At 42.8% G+C, this 16410-nt stretch carries 12 protein-coding genes; 3 read left to right on the top strand and 9 right to left on the bottom strand.

Annotated elements, in window-relative coordinates; all coding sequences use genetic code 11:
* Window positions 1–10: 10 nt before the first annotated feature.
* The 3 genes from gcvH to H3302_RS11490 form a co-directional block, all read right to left on the bottom strand.
* Window positions 11–400: a glycine cleavage system protein GcvH gene (gcvH, locus tag H3302_RS11480; RefSeq protein WP_036966655.1), complete on the bottom strand. Its 390-nt coding sequence runs from the start codon at window positions 398–400 to the stop codon at window positions 11–13.
* A 53-nt stretch (window positions 401–453) separates the two neighbouring features.
* Window positions 454–1536, bottom strand: coding sequence for a glycine cleavage system aminomethyltransferase GcvT (gene gcvT, locus H3302_RS11485; RefSeq protein ID WP_036966652.1), 1083 nt, complete (start codon window positions 1534–1536; stop codon window positions 454–456).
* 177 nt (window positions 1537–1713) lie between these two features.
* Window positions 1714–2313: a hypothetical protein gene (locus H3302_RS11490; RefSeq protein WP_036966649.1), complete on the bottom strand. Its 600-nt coding sequence runs from the start codon at window positions 2311–2313 to the stop codon at window positions 1714–1716.
* A gap of 124 nt (window positions 2314–2437) precedes the next feature.
* Here H3302_RS11490 and H3302_RS11495 point away from each other — a divergent pair, with 124 nt between their 5' ends.
* Entirely contained in the window at window positions 2438–3283 is an 846-nt protein-coding gene (locus tag H3302_RS11495; protein ID WP_036966646.1) for a LysR family transcriptional regulator, read from the top strand.
* On the opposite strand, the gene H3302_RS19930 is transcribed toward H3302_RS11495, so the two are convergent.
* Complete coding sequence (locus tag H3302_RS19930; RefSeq protein ID WP_259369857.1) at window positions 3275–3409, bottom strand: hypothetical protein; 135 nt, start codon at window positions 3407–3409, stop codon at window positions 3275–3277. The two genes, H3302_RS11495 and H3302_RS19930, sit on opposite strands and share 9 nt — an antisense overlap.
* A 383-nt stretch (window positions 3410–3792) precedes the next feature.
* Between H3302_RS19930 and H3302_RS11500 the strand changes: the two genes are divergently transcribed.
* On the top strand, window positions 3793–5943 hold the full coding sequence (locus H3302_RS11500) for a TonB-dependent receptor domain-containing protein (protein ID WP_036966643.1): 2151 nt from the start codon (window positions 3793–3795) through the stop codon (window positions 5941–5943).
* A gap of 138 nt (window positions 5944–6081) precedes the next feature.
* Here H3302_RS11500 and eno read toward each other — a convergent pair whose 3' ends face one another.
* The 5 genes from eno to rlmD all read right to left on the bottom strand — a co-directional run bounded on the left by eno (window position 6082) and on the right by rlmD (window position 13557).
* Window positions 6082–7380, bottom strand: a complete 1299-nt coding sequence (eno, locus tag H3302_RS11505; protein ID WP_182395307.1) for a phosphopyruvate hydratase — start codon at window positions 7378–7380, stop codon at window positions 6082–6084.
* 102 nt (window positions 7381–7482) lie between these two features.
* The gene (locus H3302_RS11510) at window positions 7483–9117 is read right to left on the bottom strand and encodes a CTP synthase (protein WP_036966637.1); all 1635 of its coding nucleotides are present in this window, start codon (window positions 9115–9117) and stop codon (window positions 7483–7485) included.
* Window positions 9118–9263: 146 nt separating this feature from the next.
* Window positions 9264–10064, bottom strand: coding sequence for a nucleoside triphosphate pyrophosphohydrolase (gene mazG, locus H3302_RS11515; RefSeq protein WP_182395309.1), 801 nt, complete (start codon window positions 10062–10064; stop codon window positions 9264–9266).
* Window positions 10064–12223 (bottom strand): GTP diphosphokinase, encoded by a 2160-nt coding sequence (gene relA / locus H3302_RS11520; RefSeq protein ID WP_036966631.1) that lies wholly within the window; start codon window positions 12221–12223, stop codon window positions 10064–10066. The genes mazG and relA overlap by 1 nt, the downstream gene beginning before the upstream one ends.
* 8 nt (window positions 12224–12231) lie before the next feature.
* Window positions 12232–13557: a 23S rRNA (uracil(1939)-C(5))-methyltransferase RlmD gene (rlmD, locus tag H3302_RS11525; RefSeq protein WP_182395321.1), complete on the bottom strand. Its 1326-nt coding sequence runs from the start codon at window positions 13555–13557 to the stop codon at window positions 12232–12234.
* Window positions 13558–13637: 80 nt separating this feature from the next.
* On the opposite strand from rlmD, the gene barA reads away from it, so the two are divergent.
* Window positions 13638–16406, top strand: coding sequence for a two-component sensor histidine kinase BarA (gene barA, locus H3302_RS11530; RefSeq protein WP_036969088.1), 2769 nt, complete (start codon window positions 13638–13640; stop codon window positions 16404–16406).
* Window positions 16407–16410: the final 4 nt, after the last annotated feature.

Consider the following 16410-nt stretch of genomic DNA (forward strand, 5'->3'; position numbering starts at 1 on the left):
GACTAATTAATTAGTCTTCGTCGATCGTGTTAGCGTAGCCTTCAGCGTCTAACAGGTTATCAAGCTCTGATGTGTCAGATGCTTTGATACGGAATAACCAACCGTCGATGTACGGGTCGTTATTTACTGTTTCAGGCGAATCTTCAAGATCTTCGTTGATTGCAACGATTTCACCGCTGATTGGTGCGTAGATGTCAGATGCTGCTTTAACAGACTCTGCTACTGCGCAGTCTTCACCCGCGTCAACTTCATCACCAACTTCTGGTAATTCTACGAATACCATGTCGCCAAGAAGTTCTTGTGCGTGCTCAGTGATACCTACAGTAAACGTACCGTCACCTTCGTCGCGAACCCACTCGTGTGAAGTAGCATATTTTAATTCGCTTGGGATATTGCTCATTTTTTTGTTCCTTTGGTTTATATTGGGTGATAACACCAAATTTTTTATATTACTTAGATAACTGATTTACCGTTACGTACAAAGCAAGGTTTAACAACCTTAACGTTAACCAGTTTTTTACGCATCTCTACTTGAGCTGTTTCGCCAGTTGAACGCGGAACGCGTGCAAGAGCGACACTGTGACCAAGTGTTGGTGAGAATGTACCAGAGGTAATCACCCCTTCACCACCTTCAACGATGACTTTTAAACCGCTACGCAATACGCCTTTTTCTTCAAGCACTAAACCAACTAGTTTGTCTGTGCTTTTGTCAGCGCGTTGCTGTTCTAATACTTCACGACCGATAAACTTACGATCTTCTGGCTCCCACGCAATCGTCCACGCCATGTTAGCAGCAAGTGGTGATACGCTTTCGTCCATATCTAGGCCGTAAAGGTTCATACCTGCTTCTAGACGAAGTGTGTCACGTGCTCCTAGACCCGCTGGCGCTACGCCTGCATCTAGAAGTTGTTGCCACAAATCAGCAGCTTGATCGTTAGGTACTACGATCTCATAACCATCTTCGCCAGTATAGCCTGTTGTTGCAATAAATAAATCACCAGCTTGCACACCAAAAAACGGCTTCATACCTTCAACAGCAGCTTGTTGCTCTGCAGTAAGTACAGTGGCCGTTTTAGCACGTGCATTAGGGCCTTGAACGGCAATCATTGCAAATTCAGGACGCTCAGTAACCGTTACGGCGAAATCAGCCGAAACTTTAGCTAAATGCGCTAAATCTTTTTCACGGGTTGCTGAGTTAACAACTAAACGGTAGTCAGTTTCTGAGAAGAAGTAGATGATAAGGTCGTCGATTACGCCGCCTTCTTCGTTAAGCATACCTGTGTAAAGTGCTTTACCCGGTACCGTTAACTTAGCAACGTCGTTTGCTACTAGCTTACGTAAGAACGCTTGTGCTTGTTCGCCTTGCACATCAACAATTGTCATGTGCGATACGTCAAACATACCTGCATCTGTGCGAACCGCATTATGCTCTTCGATTTGTGAGCCGTAGTTGATTGGCATTTCCCAGCCGTGAAAATCAACCATTTTTGCGCCAGCTTCAAGGTGCTTAGCATGTAAAACTGTTTTAGAAGTCATAATATTCCTTCACTTTTAAATTAACCCACTGAGTGGGCGTGGCCTCAATTTAATGAGGGGGAATAACATGGGCGGCGATTATACATTAGTTGCACAGTTGTCACACCCAAATTGCGATTTGTAACTACAAAAAACAGCTAAACACCCAAGTGTGTAGCTGTTTTTAAAATTTATACTTTAAGCAACATCCGCTAAGGTTAAATCAAACCCGAGCTGCTGTAAGTGCGCTTGCCATTTATCAAGCTCTGCTTGGCGCGCTACCAGTTGAAACTGCTGCTGATCTTGGTTATCAATCGCGGTAATAAATACCTCACCGCTTTGTGCACCATAACAGCTGCGCATGTCAGATAAACGCAGGCCTGGTGTTAGCTTAAAGTTATCTACCAAGGCATCAAACGCTTGCTCACCACTTAAGGTTAACGCGCTTAAGTCGTTACGCATAACATAATCAATATCGTAACGCAGTTGTTGCTCGTTTATTAGCGACTGTAGCTGCACGCTGGCGTCTTTGGCGAGTACAAAACGAAAAGCGGTCTCGTTAAAGTAATACAACGCATAAGCGTAGCTGCTTGTTAGGTCATCGTCTAATGAGCTGCGTAAGCCTAAACCGCTGGCGGTTAGCTTATTAATATCAAGACCTAAAATAGTCGTTAAAAATGGGATTGCTTCAGTGCCACTAAAATCCATAATGGCAGTATCGCTATTTGCTTGTAGCACGTTGTTTGCTGGCGTATTAGCTTGGCTGTGACGAGCAAACATTATTGGCGTAAAAGTCATATGTGACACCTATCAATCTTTAATGCTTGAAGTATATTGCCCCGTGCTTGCAACAACAAATTGTAATTATTTATCAATTGATAAATAATACTTATATATGCAGCCCTATAAATAGAATTTTTAAATGAAAAATATTTCTACCGATAGTTTACGCACCCTCGTTGCGGTTGTTGAAGTAGGTGGCTTTGCCAAAGCTGGCGAGTTATTAGGGCTGTCGCAACCGGCGGTTAGTCTGCAAATAAAACGGCTTGAAGATATGCTTGGCCACAAGCTATTTAAAAAGCAAGGGCAACGCCAAGTACTCAATCAATACGGTGAGTTATTGCTGCCTTTGGCAAAACAAATGTTGCAACAAAACGATGCCATTTTGCAGCAGTTCACCAGCGAAAACGTAACCGGTAAAGTGCGCTTAGGTATTCCCAGCGAATTTGCTGCGCGTATCTTGCCTTCTATTATTGGCGACTTTGTGGCGCTCTACCCTGATGTATCGCTAGAGGTTCGCTCGCGCTTAAGTAAACATTTATTGTCGGTATCGCGCCAAGATCAGTTTGATTTGGTGCTTGCTCTAAACGAAGAACTCGAGTCGGCCAAGTTCCCTATTTTTATGCAAGATCAACTGGTGTGGGTAGGTGATTTAAACCTAGCACAAAACGATGTAGTTACCCTTGTTACCGCTCCCGAGGGCTGTATTTATCGTCGCCGCGCGATTGAGGCATTGCAGCACGCAGGGATTAAATACCGTATTGCGTACAGTAATGCCGATTTAACAGGCCTTACTGCGGCATTAAAAGAAGGGTTAGGTATTACTGTTTTAGCAAAAAGCACCGTACCGAATGAGCTAAACTATCAACTACACACCAAGGATCTGCCTGAATTAGGCCAAATAGGAATTAGTTTAATTAAGCGAGCTGACGAACCGGGCAATGCAGTTGATAAACTTGCCGAGTTTATTGCGCTGCGTTTAACGTAAGCGAGTGGCGATTAATTCATTGATTGAGTATTTCGATGTGGATGTGAGTGTTTCGTTGTGCGTTTCGATGGATGAGTATTTCGATGAGTGTTGTTTTATTTCACCTTGAAAGTCTTTTTTCGGCATTAAAACGCCTTCTATGTTTCGTATTAAGGCGTTTCTAGCAAAATAAATTGCACGCTGACACCTAATCCCCCCCTCTGCAATACCCTACTTGTGGGCACGTTTTCGCCGTGCAGGTTTAAACTTATAACCTGCAAGGGGTTAGCGTGTTATGCAGCAACACATATTACCTTTGCATCATACTCACCCAATCAGCACATCGTTAAGTATTACTTAACGAGGTCTCGCACACAAATAATACTACAATACTACTGTATTTATTATTTTCATTTTAATTCATGAACTTATGCTTTATATCAATTTTATTACAAATAGGATTGATTCGTATTACTTTACATGTTTAAATTGCGCCGGTTAAAAAAATCTAAACATACACAGGACGCACAATGAAACCTACGTTTATTGTTTCAACTCTTTCTACTGCCATAGCGTTATCACTTAGCGCTAATGCTTTTGCTAAAGATGTAACTAAAGAAGAAAAGAACTTCGAGCAAATTACTGTCATTGGCTCTGCATCTGCTATTAACGATATTCCGGGTTCTGCTACTTTCATCAGCGAGCAAGATCTTGAAAAGTTTGAATACACCGACATCTCACGTGTTTTAAGTGCGGTACCCGGTGTATACGTTCAAGAAGAAGATGGCTATGGTCTACGCCCTAACATTGGTATGCGTGGTACAGGTACTGGCCGTAACGATAAAATCTCTGTAATGGAAGACGGCGTTCTTGTTGCTCCTGCTCCTTACTCTGCACCATCGGCTTACTACTTCCCTACTATGGGCCGCATGGAGTCTATCGAAGTACTTAAAGGTGCTGCATCGGTTAAATATGGTCCACGTACAACGGGCGGTGTTTTAAACTTAGTATCACGCAGCTTACCGACCGAAGGTTCTAAAGGTTTATTAAACGCTGAACTAGGTAGCGATGGTTTTTACAAAGGCCACGCATACTTCGGTAAAAAGAAAAACAATGCAGCAGGCTTAGTTGAAGTATTCACTTACGGCGCAGATGGCTTTAAAGAATTACCGGTTGGTAGCGATAACTCTGGTTTTGAAAAGAACGACTTCTTATTAAAGTTTGGTTTTGATTTTGGTGATAACGAAGCTCACAGCCTTGAAATGAAAGTTAAATACTCAGACGAGCGCTCTGATGAAACTTACATGGGCTTAACCGATGCAGACTACCAAGAAAACCCATATCGTCGTTATGCTGCCTCGCAAAATGATGAAATGAACACGCAACACAATGCATACCAAGTTAACTATGCATATCGCTTTGGTAAAGGTTACGAGTTACTTGCAACTGCTTACTTAAATGACTTCCACCGTAACTGGTATAAAGCGAGCAAAGTAAGCTCAAGCTACCTTGAACAGTACAGCGAATTTGAAGCAAACCCAACCAGCGAAGGTATCGAAGGGGTTGCTGTTAAAGCAAATAACCGTGACTACCAAGCGAAAGGTTTACAAACAGAGTTCCATATTCCTGCGGGTAACCACTACATTACAGTGGGTGCGCGTTATCACGAAGACGAAATGGATCGCTTCCAATGGCAAGACAAATACACGCTTAATCAAGACCTTTCAATGACGCTAACTGAAAAAGGCGTACCAGGTTCAGATAGCAACCGTGTAGATAGCGCTGAAGCTACAACGCTATTCATTCAAGATGAGTGGTCATTAGACGCATTAGTAATTAGCGCGGGTCTGCGTTATGAAGATATCACGATTAAACGTGAAGAATGGGCAAAATCAGATCCAACACGTGCAAACGGTTTAACTAAAAATATCAGCAACGACACTGAAATTTTAGTGCCGTCACTGGGCGCAACATACACTGTTAGCGATAGCTTAACGCTACTTGCTGGTATTCAAAAAGGGTATGCGCCAGCAGCACCAGGTAATGCGGATCAAGAAGAAGAAGAGAGTGTTAACATTGAGCTTGGAGGTCGTTACGACTATGCAGGCTTTAATGGTGAAGTGATTTACTTTAACTCTGACTACACGAACATGCACGGTAACTGTACTGCTGCTGTAGGCTGTAACGACAATAACATTGGCGACCAGTACAACTACGGTGAAGTGTCGGTATCTGGTTTTGAAGTGAGCGCCGGTAAAGTGTTTGCAACAGATACAGCCTCATTCCCTGTGCGTTTAACGTATACCTACACAAACTCTGAGTTTGAAAATGACTTTGAATCAGATCTTTGGGGCAGCGTTAAAAGTGGTGATGCTATGCCATATGTACCAGAAAACCAGCTAGCGCTTTCGTTTGGTGCCGAGTTCTCAAGCTTTGTGTTTGATACGCAAATGCGTTATGTGTCTGATGCACACGCTGACTTATCAACTTCAGGTCGTAACGCAATTGACAGCCGTGTAGTGTGGGATTTAGCCGCTAAATACCTTATCGACGACAAACAAAAAGTATACCTAACGGTCGACAACCTGTTTGACAAAACCTACGTTGCAAACCGTGCAAACGGAGGTATTCAACCTGGTAAGCCACGTACCCTTCAAGTAGGTTACAGCTACTCTTTTTAATACCCAAGCGTACTAATAAGAAAGCCGCGTGATGAAAGTCACGCGGCTTTTTATTTTGCTTTTTTCAAGCTTAACTTTTCACACATAAAAAAACCTCCCGCAGGAGGTTTTTATCAGTATAAATAAACGGTGTGTTTATTATTGACCTTTCACTTCTTTAAGACCATTGAAAGGTGCTTTTTCACCTAACGCTTCTTCAATACGAAGAAGTTGGTTGTATTTAGCAACACGGTCAGAACGGCTTAATGAACCTGTTTTAATTTGACCAGCCGCTGTACCAACAGCAAGATCTGCAATTGTTGCATCTTCTGTTTCACCTGAACGGTGAGAGATAACAGCAGTGAAACCAGCATCTTTTGCCATTTTAATCGCAGCAAGCGTTTCAGTTAATGAACCGATTTGGTTGAACTTGATTAGGATTGAGTTAGCAATACCGTTATCAATACCACGCTTTAAGATTTTCGTGTTTGTTACGAAAAGGTCGTCACCTACTAATTGAACTTTATCGCCAATTAGTTTTGTTTGGTGTGCGAAACCGTCCCAATCAGACTCATCTAGGCCGTCTTCAATTGAAACAATTGGGTACTGCTCTGTTAGGTCTTTAAGGAAATAGTTAAATTCTTCTGACGTGAATTTTTTACCTTCGCCTTTCAGGTCGTAGATGTTTGCTTCTTTGTCGTAGAACTCAGATGCAGCACAGTCTAGCGCTAAAGTAATGTCTTTACCTAGCTCGTAACCTGCATTTGCAACAGCCACTTTAATTGCAGCAAGTGCCGCTTCATTTGATTCAAGGTTTGGTGCAAAACCACCTTCATCACCTACTGATGTAGAGTGACCGTCTGCTTTAAGTACTTTTGCAAGACTGTGGAATACTTCTGCGCCCATGCGCAGTGCTTCACGGAAGTTTGTAGCGCCAACTGGCTGGATCATGAACTCTTGGATATCAACAGAGTTATCTGCGTGCTCACCACCGTTGATGATGTTCATCATTGGTAATGGCATAGAGTAAACGCCCGGCGTACCATTTAAGTCAGCGATGTGCTCATAAAGCTCAACACCTTTAGAGTTTGCAGCTGCTTTCGCTGTTGCTAAAGATACCGCTAAGATTGCGTTAGCACCTAATTTTTCTTTATTTTCAGTGCCGTCTAAATCTAGCATTACTTGGTCAACAGCTTGTTGATCAAGTGCGCTTTGGCCTTTAAGAGCCGCTGCGATTTCGTTATTGATATAACCTACCGCTTTTAAAACACCTTTACCTAAGTAACGTGCTTTATCACCATCACGTAATTCAAGCGCTTCGCGAGTACCTGTTGATGCACCAGAAGGTGCTGCAGCACGGCCCCATGAACCATCAGCTAAATGTACATCAGCTTCAACAGTTGGGTTACCACGCGAGTCCATGATTTCGCGACCAATCACTTTTACGATTTCTGACATCTTGATTCCTCTTTTCCCGAAAATGGTGAGTTTATGCCAACTTTGTTAATTCGTTGGCTTTTTAAAACAAATAAGCCGTGCATATAGCACGGCCTATTTAAATTACGATGACGCTTTTTGGTGAGTGTGTGCAGCTGCAACAAACCCTTCAAATAGCGGGTGACCATCACGTGGTGTTGACGTGAATTCCGGGTGGAATTGCGCGGCAATAAACCAAGGGTGATCTTTATTTTCGATAATTTCGACTAGTTTCTTATCTTCAGATAAACCAGTGAAACTTAAACCTGCTTTTTCAAGCTGTTCTACGTAGTGGTTATTTACTTCGTAGCGATGACGGTGACGTTCAACAATTTCGTCACTACCGTATACTTCACTTACTTTAGAGCCTGGCGTTAAGTGACATTTTTGTGCGCCTAAACGCATTGTGCCACCAAGGTCAGACTGCTCATCACGTACTTCAACGTTACCGTCGGCATCTTGCCACTCGGTGATTAAGCCAACCACTGGGTGTGCTGATTTTGCATTGAATTCCGTTGAGTTTGCATCTGCAAGGCCTGCAACGTTACGCGCATACTCAATAAGTGCCACTTGCATACCTAAACAAATGCCTAGGTAAGGTACTTTGTTTTCACGTGCGTATTTAGCCGCTAAAATCTTACCTTCAACACCACGACCACCAAAACCACCTGGTACTAAAATAGCGTCAAGGTGAGAAAGCATCTCAGTGCCTTTGCTTTCTAAGTCTTGTGAATCAACGTATTCGATGTTCACTGTTAAACGGTTTTTAAGACCCGCATGCTTTAATGCTTCGTTTACTGACTTGTAAGCGTCTGGTAGTTCAATGTACTTACCTACCATACCAATTGTCACTTCACCCGTTGGGTTAGACTCTTGATATAATACTTGCTCCCACTCAGATAAATCTGCTTCTGGGCACTCAAGGTAAAAACGACGACACACAAAGTTATCAAGTTCTTGTGACTTAAGTAACGCTGGGATCTTGTAGATGCTTTCTACGTCTGGTAATGAAATAACGGCTTTTTCTTCCACGTTAGTGAAAAGTGCGATTTTTGCGCGCTCGTTATTAGGTAATTTACGATCAGAACGACAAATTAAGATATCTGGTTGGATACCAATCGAACGTAATTCTTTTACTGAATGTTGTGTTGGTTTAGTTTTAACTTCACCTGCAGGGCCTAAGAATGGCACAAGCGTTAGGTGAATAAACAATGCGCGCTCACGGCCGATTTCTGTGCCAAGCTGACGAATTGCTTCTAAGAACGGTTGTGACTCAATGTCACCCACTGTACCACCAATTTCAACGATGGCTACATCACGACCTTCGGCACCGTCGTATACACGTTGCTTAATGTCGTTTGTGATATGTGGAATAACCTGAATTGTTGCACCAAGGTATTCACCGCGACGCTCACGTCGTAAAACATCTTCATAAACACGGCCTTGTGTGAAGTTGTTGCGGCTACTCATCTTAGTACGGATGAAACGCTCATAGTGACCTAAATCAAGGTCAGTTTCTGCACCGTCTTCAGTAACATATACTTCACCGTGCTGAATTGGGCTCATAGTGCCTGGGTCAACGTTGATGTAAGGATCCAGCTTTAAAATAGTCACGTTTAAACCACGTGCTTCTAAAATTGCGGCTAACGACGCTGCTGCAATACCTTTACCCAACGAAGAAACAACCCCGCCAGTAACGAAGATAAATTTTGTACTCATGCGAACCCTAGAATATCAGGAATTAAAAGGAATAATATAGAATCAAGACGGGGCGATATTATAGCAAAGGCACTGCTATCAATCCAGATAAAATTAGCAAATAAGTGCACAAAAAACGAGCGCGGCATTCCTGTCCCTATGCTGTGTCATTGTGGGTGCTTTTTAATGGCTTCCCACGCGCTGTCCATCTCTTCTAAACTGGCGGTCTCTAAACATTGCCCGCGCTCACTTAAATAAGCGGCCACTTTTTCAAAGCGTGCCATAAACTTAGCGTTAGCACTGCGTAATAATTGCTCAGGGTCGCGTTTCATATGACGGGCCACATTGACCGTTGCAAATAACAAATCGCCCAGCTCTTCTGCGCTGTGTTCTGAGTACGGATCATGTGCAAGCGCTTCTTTCACTTCCCCGACTTCTTCGGCCACTTTATCAAGTGCCCCCTGATAGCTTGGCCAATCGAAGCCAAGACTTGCCACCCGCTGCTGAATCTTTTTCGCCTTAGTAAGCCCTGGCATCGCATCGGGAATGTCTTGCCATAAACTCAGTTGCTGTGTGGGTGCTTTTTGCGCCCGCTCTTGTGCTTTTATTGCTTGCCACTGCTGTGATAATTCGGCCTCTGTGAGTGTTGTTTTTTCAGCGAACACATGAGGGTGCCTGCGCACTAGTTTTTCGTTTAATGTGCTGACAACGTCATTAAAATCAAATAGCCCCTGCTCTTTTGCAAGCTGCGCGTAAAACACAACCTGAAAGAGTAAGTCACCCAGTTCACTTTTAAGCTCACTCAACTCGCCCTTTTCAATGCAGTCAGCAACTTCGTAAGCCTCTTCAATGGTATGAGGCACTATCGATTTAAAATTTTGTTTTAAATCCCACGGGCACCCAGTATCTGGGTCCCGTAGTTTTTCCATGATCGCTAATGAGTCATCAATACTGTGTTTATCTGTCATTACGCATGCCCACGTTTTGCTTCATGGACCCCTTCAATTTGGTGAAGTTTAGATAACAAGCGGTTTGTGCTTGATAAGTCGTGAACTTCTACCTGCATTGAGAAAAGTGCTAATTGCTTGTCTTCGACTGTGTTGACGTTCATGTTCAGCACATTTACTTTTTCATTGGCAAGTACAGAGCTAATATCACGAATAAGCCCTGATCTATCGGTTGCCTCTACTTTAATGGTTAGCGTGTAAGAGCCATTTACATCGTCTGACCAACTTACTGAGATCACACGCTCTGGGTGCTTTTCTCGCAGTTTTTCAAATGAATCACAGTCTTCACGGTGAACGGCAATCCCCCGCCCTTGCGTGATATACCCAATAATTTCATCGCCGGGAACAGGGCGACAACATTTAGCCACGTGGCTCAATAAACTGCCGACGCCATCAACCACAATGCCATTTTTATCACCGTTGACACTTTTTGGTTTTTTAAACCTGATTTGTGGCTCGTCGTCATCACGGTCACTAATAAAGTTAAGCAACTGGTTAAGACGCACATCACCTGCGCCAACAGCGACCATTAAATCTTCAAGACCCCGTAAGTTAAAGCGCTCTATCGCGGGGGTAAGATCTTTGGTTGTAAGATCGAGCTTGTGTAGTTCTGTTTCTAGAATTTCTTTACCGGCACTTAAGTTTTTATCGCGGTCGAGCTGCTTAAACCAATGATGAATTTTCGAACGTGCTCGCGACGATTTAATATAGCCTAACGACGGATTTAACCAATCTCGGCTCGGGTTCGCTTGCTTTTGCGTTAAAATCTCAACCTGATCGCCCGTACTTAGTTGGTACGTAAAAGGCACAATTTTGCCAAATACTTTTGCGCCAATACACCGGTGCCCTACATTAGAGTGAATGTAGTAGGCAAAATCGAGCGGCGTCGCACCGAGTGGTAAATCAAAAATATCGCCTTTCGGTGTAAACACGTAAACACGGTCTTCCACCACCTGATTTTTAAGCTCTTCGGCTAAGTCGCTGCCATCAACAACTTCTTCTTGCCATTGCAGTAACTTACGCAACCAGCTAATTTTTTGCTCATAACCTGAGCCACGCCCCGGTAATGCGCCTTCTTTGTACATCCAGTGAGCCGCGACACCGAGCTCGGCATCTTGGTGCATCTCGCTGGTACGAATTTGAATTTCGACGGTTTTACCTTCAGGACCAAACACCACGGTATGAATCGATTGATAACCATTTTGTTTTGGCGTTGCAATGTAGTCATCAAACTCTTTATTTAAATGACGCCAGTTTGTGTGAACAATCCCCAAGGCCGCGTAGCAATCTTGCAAACGCTCAACCACAATACGCATGGCACGAATATCAAATAATTGATCGAACTCGTAGTTCTTCTGCGCCATTTTTTTATAAATGCTAAAAATATGTTTCGGGCGACCATACACCTCGCCAGCAATACCCGCCTCTTGGAGGCGTGCTTTAACCAGTGCCACCATATTTTCCATGTAGGCTTCACGGGCAAGCCGTTTATCGTCTAATTGCTTGGCAATATTTTTGTAGGTGTCTGGGTGCAAATAACGAAAAGATAAGTCTTCTAGCTCCCACTTAAGCTGACCTATCCCTAAACGATTGGCGAGTGGCGCAAAAATATCGCGCGTTTCTTTTGCTGCTATTACGCGCTCTTCTTCACTGCCATTTTTCACTTCGCGTAGGTAACACACTTGTTCAGCCAGTTTAATAACCACTGCACGCACATCTTCAACCATTGCCAAAAGCATACGGCGAATATTATCAATTTGAACGGTGCCTTTACCCTGATGTGCTAAGGTGCTGATGGTTGCCATTTGGCTCACACCAGTAAGCAGCAAGGCAACGTGGTTACCAAGCTTATCTGTTACTGTGTCGATAGAAATTTTTTCAGCTAAAAAATACGGCGTTAAAAAGGCGGTTGCCAATGAATCAGCATCTAAATTTAGCTCAGCTAAAATCTCCACCATTTCAATGGCCATATTCTGGCGTTTAACATCATCGCAATGCAGGCACAATTGATGCGCCTGTTCTAATAAGGTAGATTTATCTTCTGTTAGCGCTAACAGCTCTATACGGCTGGTAAAATCACTCGGCTTAGTAAGCTGATGTGACTGTCTAGTGGCTACCATAGTGCGCTTTACCTCCTGTGAAATAACGCCATCGTTTCAATATGCCCTGTATGCGGGAACATATTCATAAGCCCCATTTTTTCAATGCTGAAGCCTGCTTGTAAAATAATTGCACTGTCACGGGCTAAAGTAACAGGATCACAAGAGACATATAAAATCGTTTTAAACTGAGTAAGTGGTAACTGCTCTAAAATAGCCATAGCGCCAGTTCGTGACGGGTCAAGCACCAATACATCAATGTCTTTGCTGAACCACGCAGCTGATTGCATTGATTGAGTTAAATCAAAGCAATAAAAATCGGTATTCGATAATGAGTTAGTTTGCGCATTTTGTTTCGCTAATGCAACCGCAGAATCCACTCCTTCGACACCAATAACGTGTTTTGCATACTTTGCAATCAATAATGAAAAATTACCAATACCACAAAATAAATCTAATACCTGTTCATGACCCTGTAAATCAAGCCACTCTTTTGCTTGATGTAACATGGCTTGATTAACATGCGGATTTACTTGCACAAAGTTCTCTAAGCCAAACTCAAAGGTTAAGTCGTACTCTGGTATAGTGTAGTACGGCATTGGATGATGAGTGTGATCAATCTCACCACTGTGTGATTGCCATACTAGGCACCATTGATACTCATCACAGGCTTTCTCAACAACCGTTTTAAGCGCATTGCTAATTGGTTTTGTATGGCGAATGACAACATAAGCGGCATTGTCTGCCTCGCACAGTTGTAAGTGACTAATACAGCTTAGCCCTGCATGGTTATTTATCAGTTCATCAAAGACCGTAAATAACGCGCTAAATTTAGTTGAAAGCACATCACAACGCTCAATACTCACGAGCTGCTTTGACCCTTGAGCACGATAACCAACGCGCATTTTTTTCGCGGCTTTATCATGCATTACGGCAACACGTGCCGATCGTCTGTAATGACGCGCTTCACTAACAAGCGGCGCTTGCCAATTTAAATTCTCTGCTTTGGCAAATTTACTGAATAGCTGGCTCACAGCTGCTTGCTTTTCAACTAATTGCTGCGATGCATCGAGGTGTTGTAACTGACAACCACCACATACTTGATAATGCTGACAAAAAGGCGTTACTCGATGCGCTGACGCGCGCAATACTTTTTTGCAATCAGCACTGGCAAAACGTGCCTTATCGTCAATGAGCTGTGCTTTAACTTCCTCGCCGGGCAGCGCACCGTTCACAAAGCACACTTTACTGCCTTGCTTTGCAACACCTCGTCCTTGGTGATCCATGGCCGAAACGGTGAGTGTGAGCATTTTTTGTGAGACGGATTTCTTTTTAGCTTTGAAAATCTGTGCCATCGGGCAACACCTTAATTATTGATAAAGCGGGAGTAAGTATATACTCTTAAACTACGATAATAATGATAACAACATCTTTTATGACTAAATTTGGCTTACGTGACTCAGTCTTAACCCTCACACTTATACCGACTGTGATCATAGGCTTGTTGCTGGGCGGTTATTTTACAATAAATCGTTACATTGAGCTCGATGAAATTTTGTATCAACAAGGCGAGACCATCATTGAGCCCCTTGCTATCGCTGTAGAGCAACCTTTACTTAAACGAAATAAAGCGCTGTTAACTCGTTTAGTTAGTCATACTCACAACAAACACTCGCCTGCTATTCAGTCTATTGCTATTTTTGATGAAAATAACGAGCTGGTTATTTTCAGTAAATACCAAAGTGAATTTAGAGAGCTGATGAACACGAACAAACCGATATTAGACGGTGTTCATATGCAAAGCTCAGAACATTATTTAACCTTTTCAACGGCTATTATTAATCATAGCCGCCAAGACATGATATGGAATCACCATAGTTATCAGGCTTCTTTAGGCACTGTGGTGATCATGCTCAATAAGCAGCAAGCCATTATTGGTCAACAACGTGCGTTATTAGTGAGTGGTGTAGTTATTTTACTGGCGCTTGTTTTAGCAACCGTGCTGGCGTTTAGATTATCGCGTATGTTTATTCAACCTCTTAATAAGTTAGTACTTGCTACAGATAAACTTAATGAGGGTAAAGTCGATACAGGCCTTGATCAAAAAATGTTTGGCGAATTTGAGCTCCTTCGTGAAGGACTTAATACGATTTCAGACACCATGGTGATGCAACGCGATGAAATGCAAAAGCACATTGACCAAGCCACTGCAGATTACCGAGAAACACTCGAACAGTACGAAACACAAAATATTCAGCTGAGTATTGCAAAAAAAGATGCTCAAGATGCCAACCGTGTTAAATCAGATTTCTTAGCGAAAATGAGTCACGAATTACGTACTCCTTTAAATGGGGTTATTGGCTTTACGCGTCAGCTATATAAAACGCCTCTGAATAAACACCAAAAGGATTACCTCGATACGATTGAGTTGTCTGCTAACAGTTTAATGACCATTATCAGCGATATTTTAGATTTCTCGAAATTAGAAGCCGGTGCGATGGAACTCGAATCGATGCAGTTTCAACTGCGCGATACCATCAATGAAGTATTAACATTGCTTGCTCCTAGCGCCCACGAAAAACAACTCGAGCTATCTATATTTATTCACCCGCAAGTGCCCGATAACTTAACTGGCGACCCGACTCGCTTTAAGCAAATTTTAATTAACTTACTCAGTAATGCGATAAAGTTCACCGAAAAAGGGTCTATTAAAGTCGATGTCGGTTATCGTTTGCTTGATGAAGAGCGAGCCTCTATTTTGGTGTCGGTAACCGATACCGGTGTGGGTATACCTATGGATAAGCAAGATGCTTTATTCACACCATTTGGCCAAGCCGATTCAAGTATTACCCGCAAATTTGGCGGCACAGGCTTAGGGTTAATTATTACCAAGCATATTGTTGAAGCCATGAATGGCCGCATTACCTTAAACTCAGCCCCCGGTAATGGCACCTGCTTTACGTTTAATGCGGTGTTTAGAACGCCGTCTAATTCAATCACCAGTGACTTACCAACTCAATCACTGATTAATAAACGCATTCTATACTTAGAACCGCACGAACATACGCACCAAGCAACCTTGTCATTGTTGAATGAGTGGCAAACACAAGTTACCGCCTGTACTGATGAAGAAAGTTTCTTAAACGAGATAAACAAAGACTTTAGTTACGATATTTGTATTATCGGTCACACCGCAACAATCGATGATATGCAGCAGCTTAAAGGCTACGTTAAAGCGGTAAGACCCGTCACTGACTATTTATACATTATGCTCAATACGGTGTCGCATAATATGCGTGAAGCCTTTGTGGGTAGTGGTGCTGATGCCTGTTTAAGTAAACCACTTAATCATCGTAAATTATGTGAAGTATTAGCAGCCCCGTATCGCCTTGACCATCCGGTACACAATATTGAGCAAGGCGATGAAAAACTACTGCCATTAAAAGTGCTGGTTGTTGATGATAATGACGCAAATCTAAAACTTATTTGTACGCTATTAGATGAACAAATTGAGCTTATTGATACCGCCCATAATGGTTCACAAGCCTATAGCTTAAGTAAAAGCCATAAATACGACTTAATATTTATGGATATTCAAATGCCTATTATGGATGGCATTACAGCGTGTAAGCTTATTCGTGAGTCATCACTTAATGAAGACACCCCAATTATTGCGGTAACAGCGCATGCGTTGGCTGGTGAAAAAGAGCAGCTGCTAAAAGATGGCTTTAAAGGTTATTTAACCAAACCGATTGACGAAGATATGCTAAAGCAGATCATTAGTGATCATAGCCCACAATCCCCTATTAACCGAGAGCGAAGCAAAACAGTTGCCGTTCAATCTGAACCTCCATTTGAGAGCACACGCCTAGATTGGCAGCTTGCGCTACAGCGCGCAGGCGGCAAAGAAGAACTCGCTCTTGAAATGCTCAATATGCTGTTACTCAGCGTGCCTGAGACCTTGCGTCTACTCAATGAAGCAATAGAAAATGAAGATTGCGAGCATGTACTTAGCATCGTGCATAAGTTCCATGGCGCGTGTTGTTACACCGGCGTACCAAAGCTAAAATCGCTTGCCGAAACCCTTGAAACGTCACTAAAAGGCGATTGTGATTTAAATTATATTGAACCTGAATTATTTGAGCTTATTGACGAGCTGAATAATTTGTTAAGTGATGCAGGCATGGTAGAGCAGCAACGATAAAAGC

The sequence above is a fragment of the Pseudoalteromonas sp. MT33b genome, from assembly GCF_014117385.1.
Classification (GTDB): domain Bacteria; phylum Pseudomonadota; class Gammaproteobacteria; order Enterobacterales; family Alteromonadaceae; genus Pseudoalteromonas; species Pseudoalteromonas lipolytica.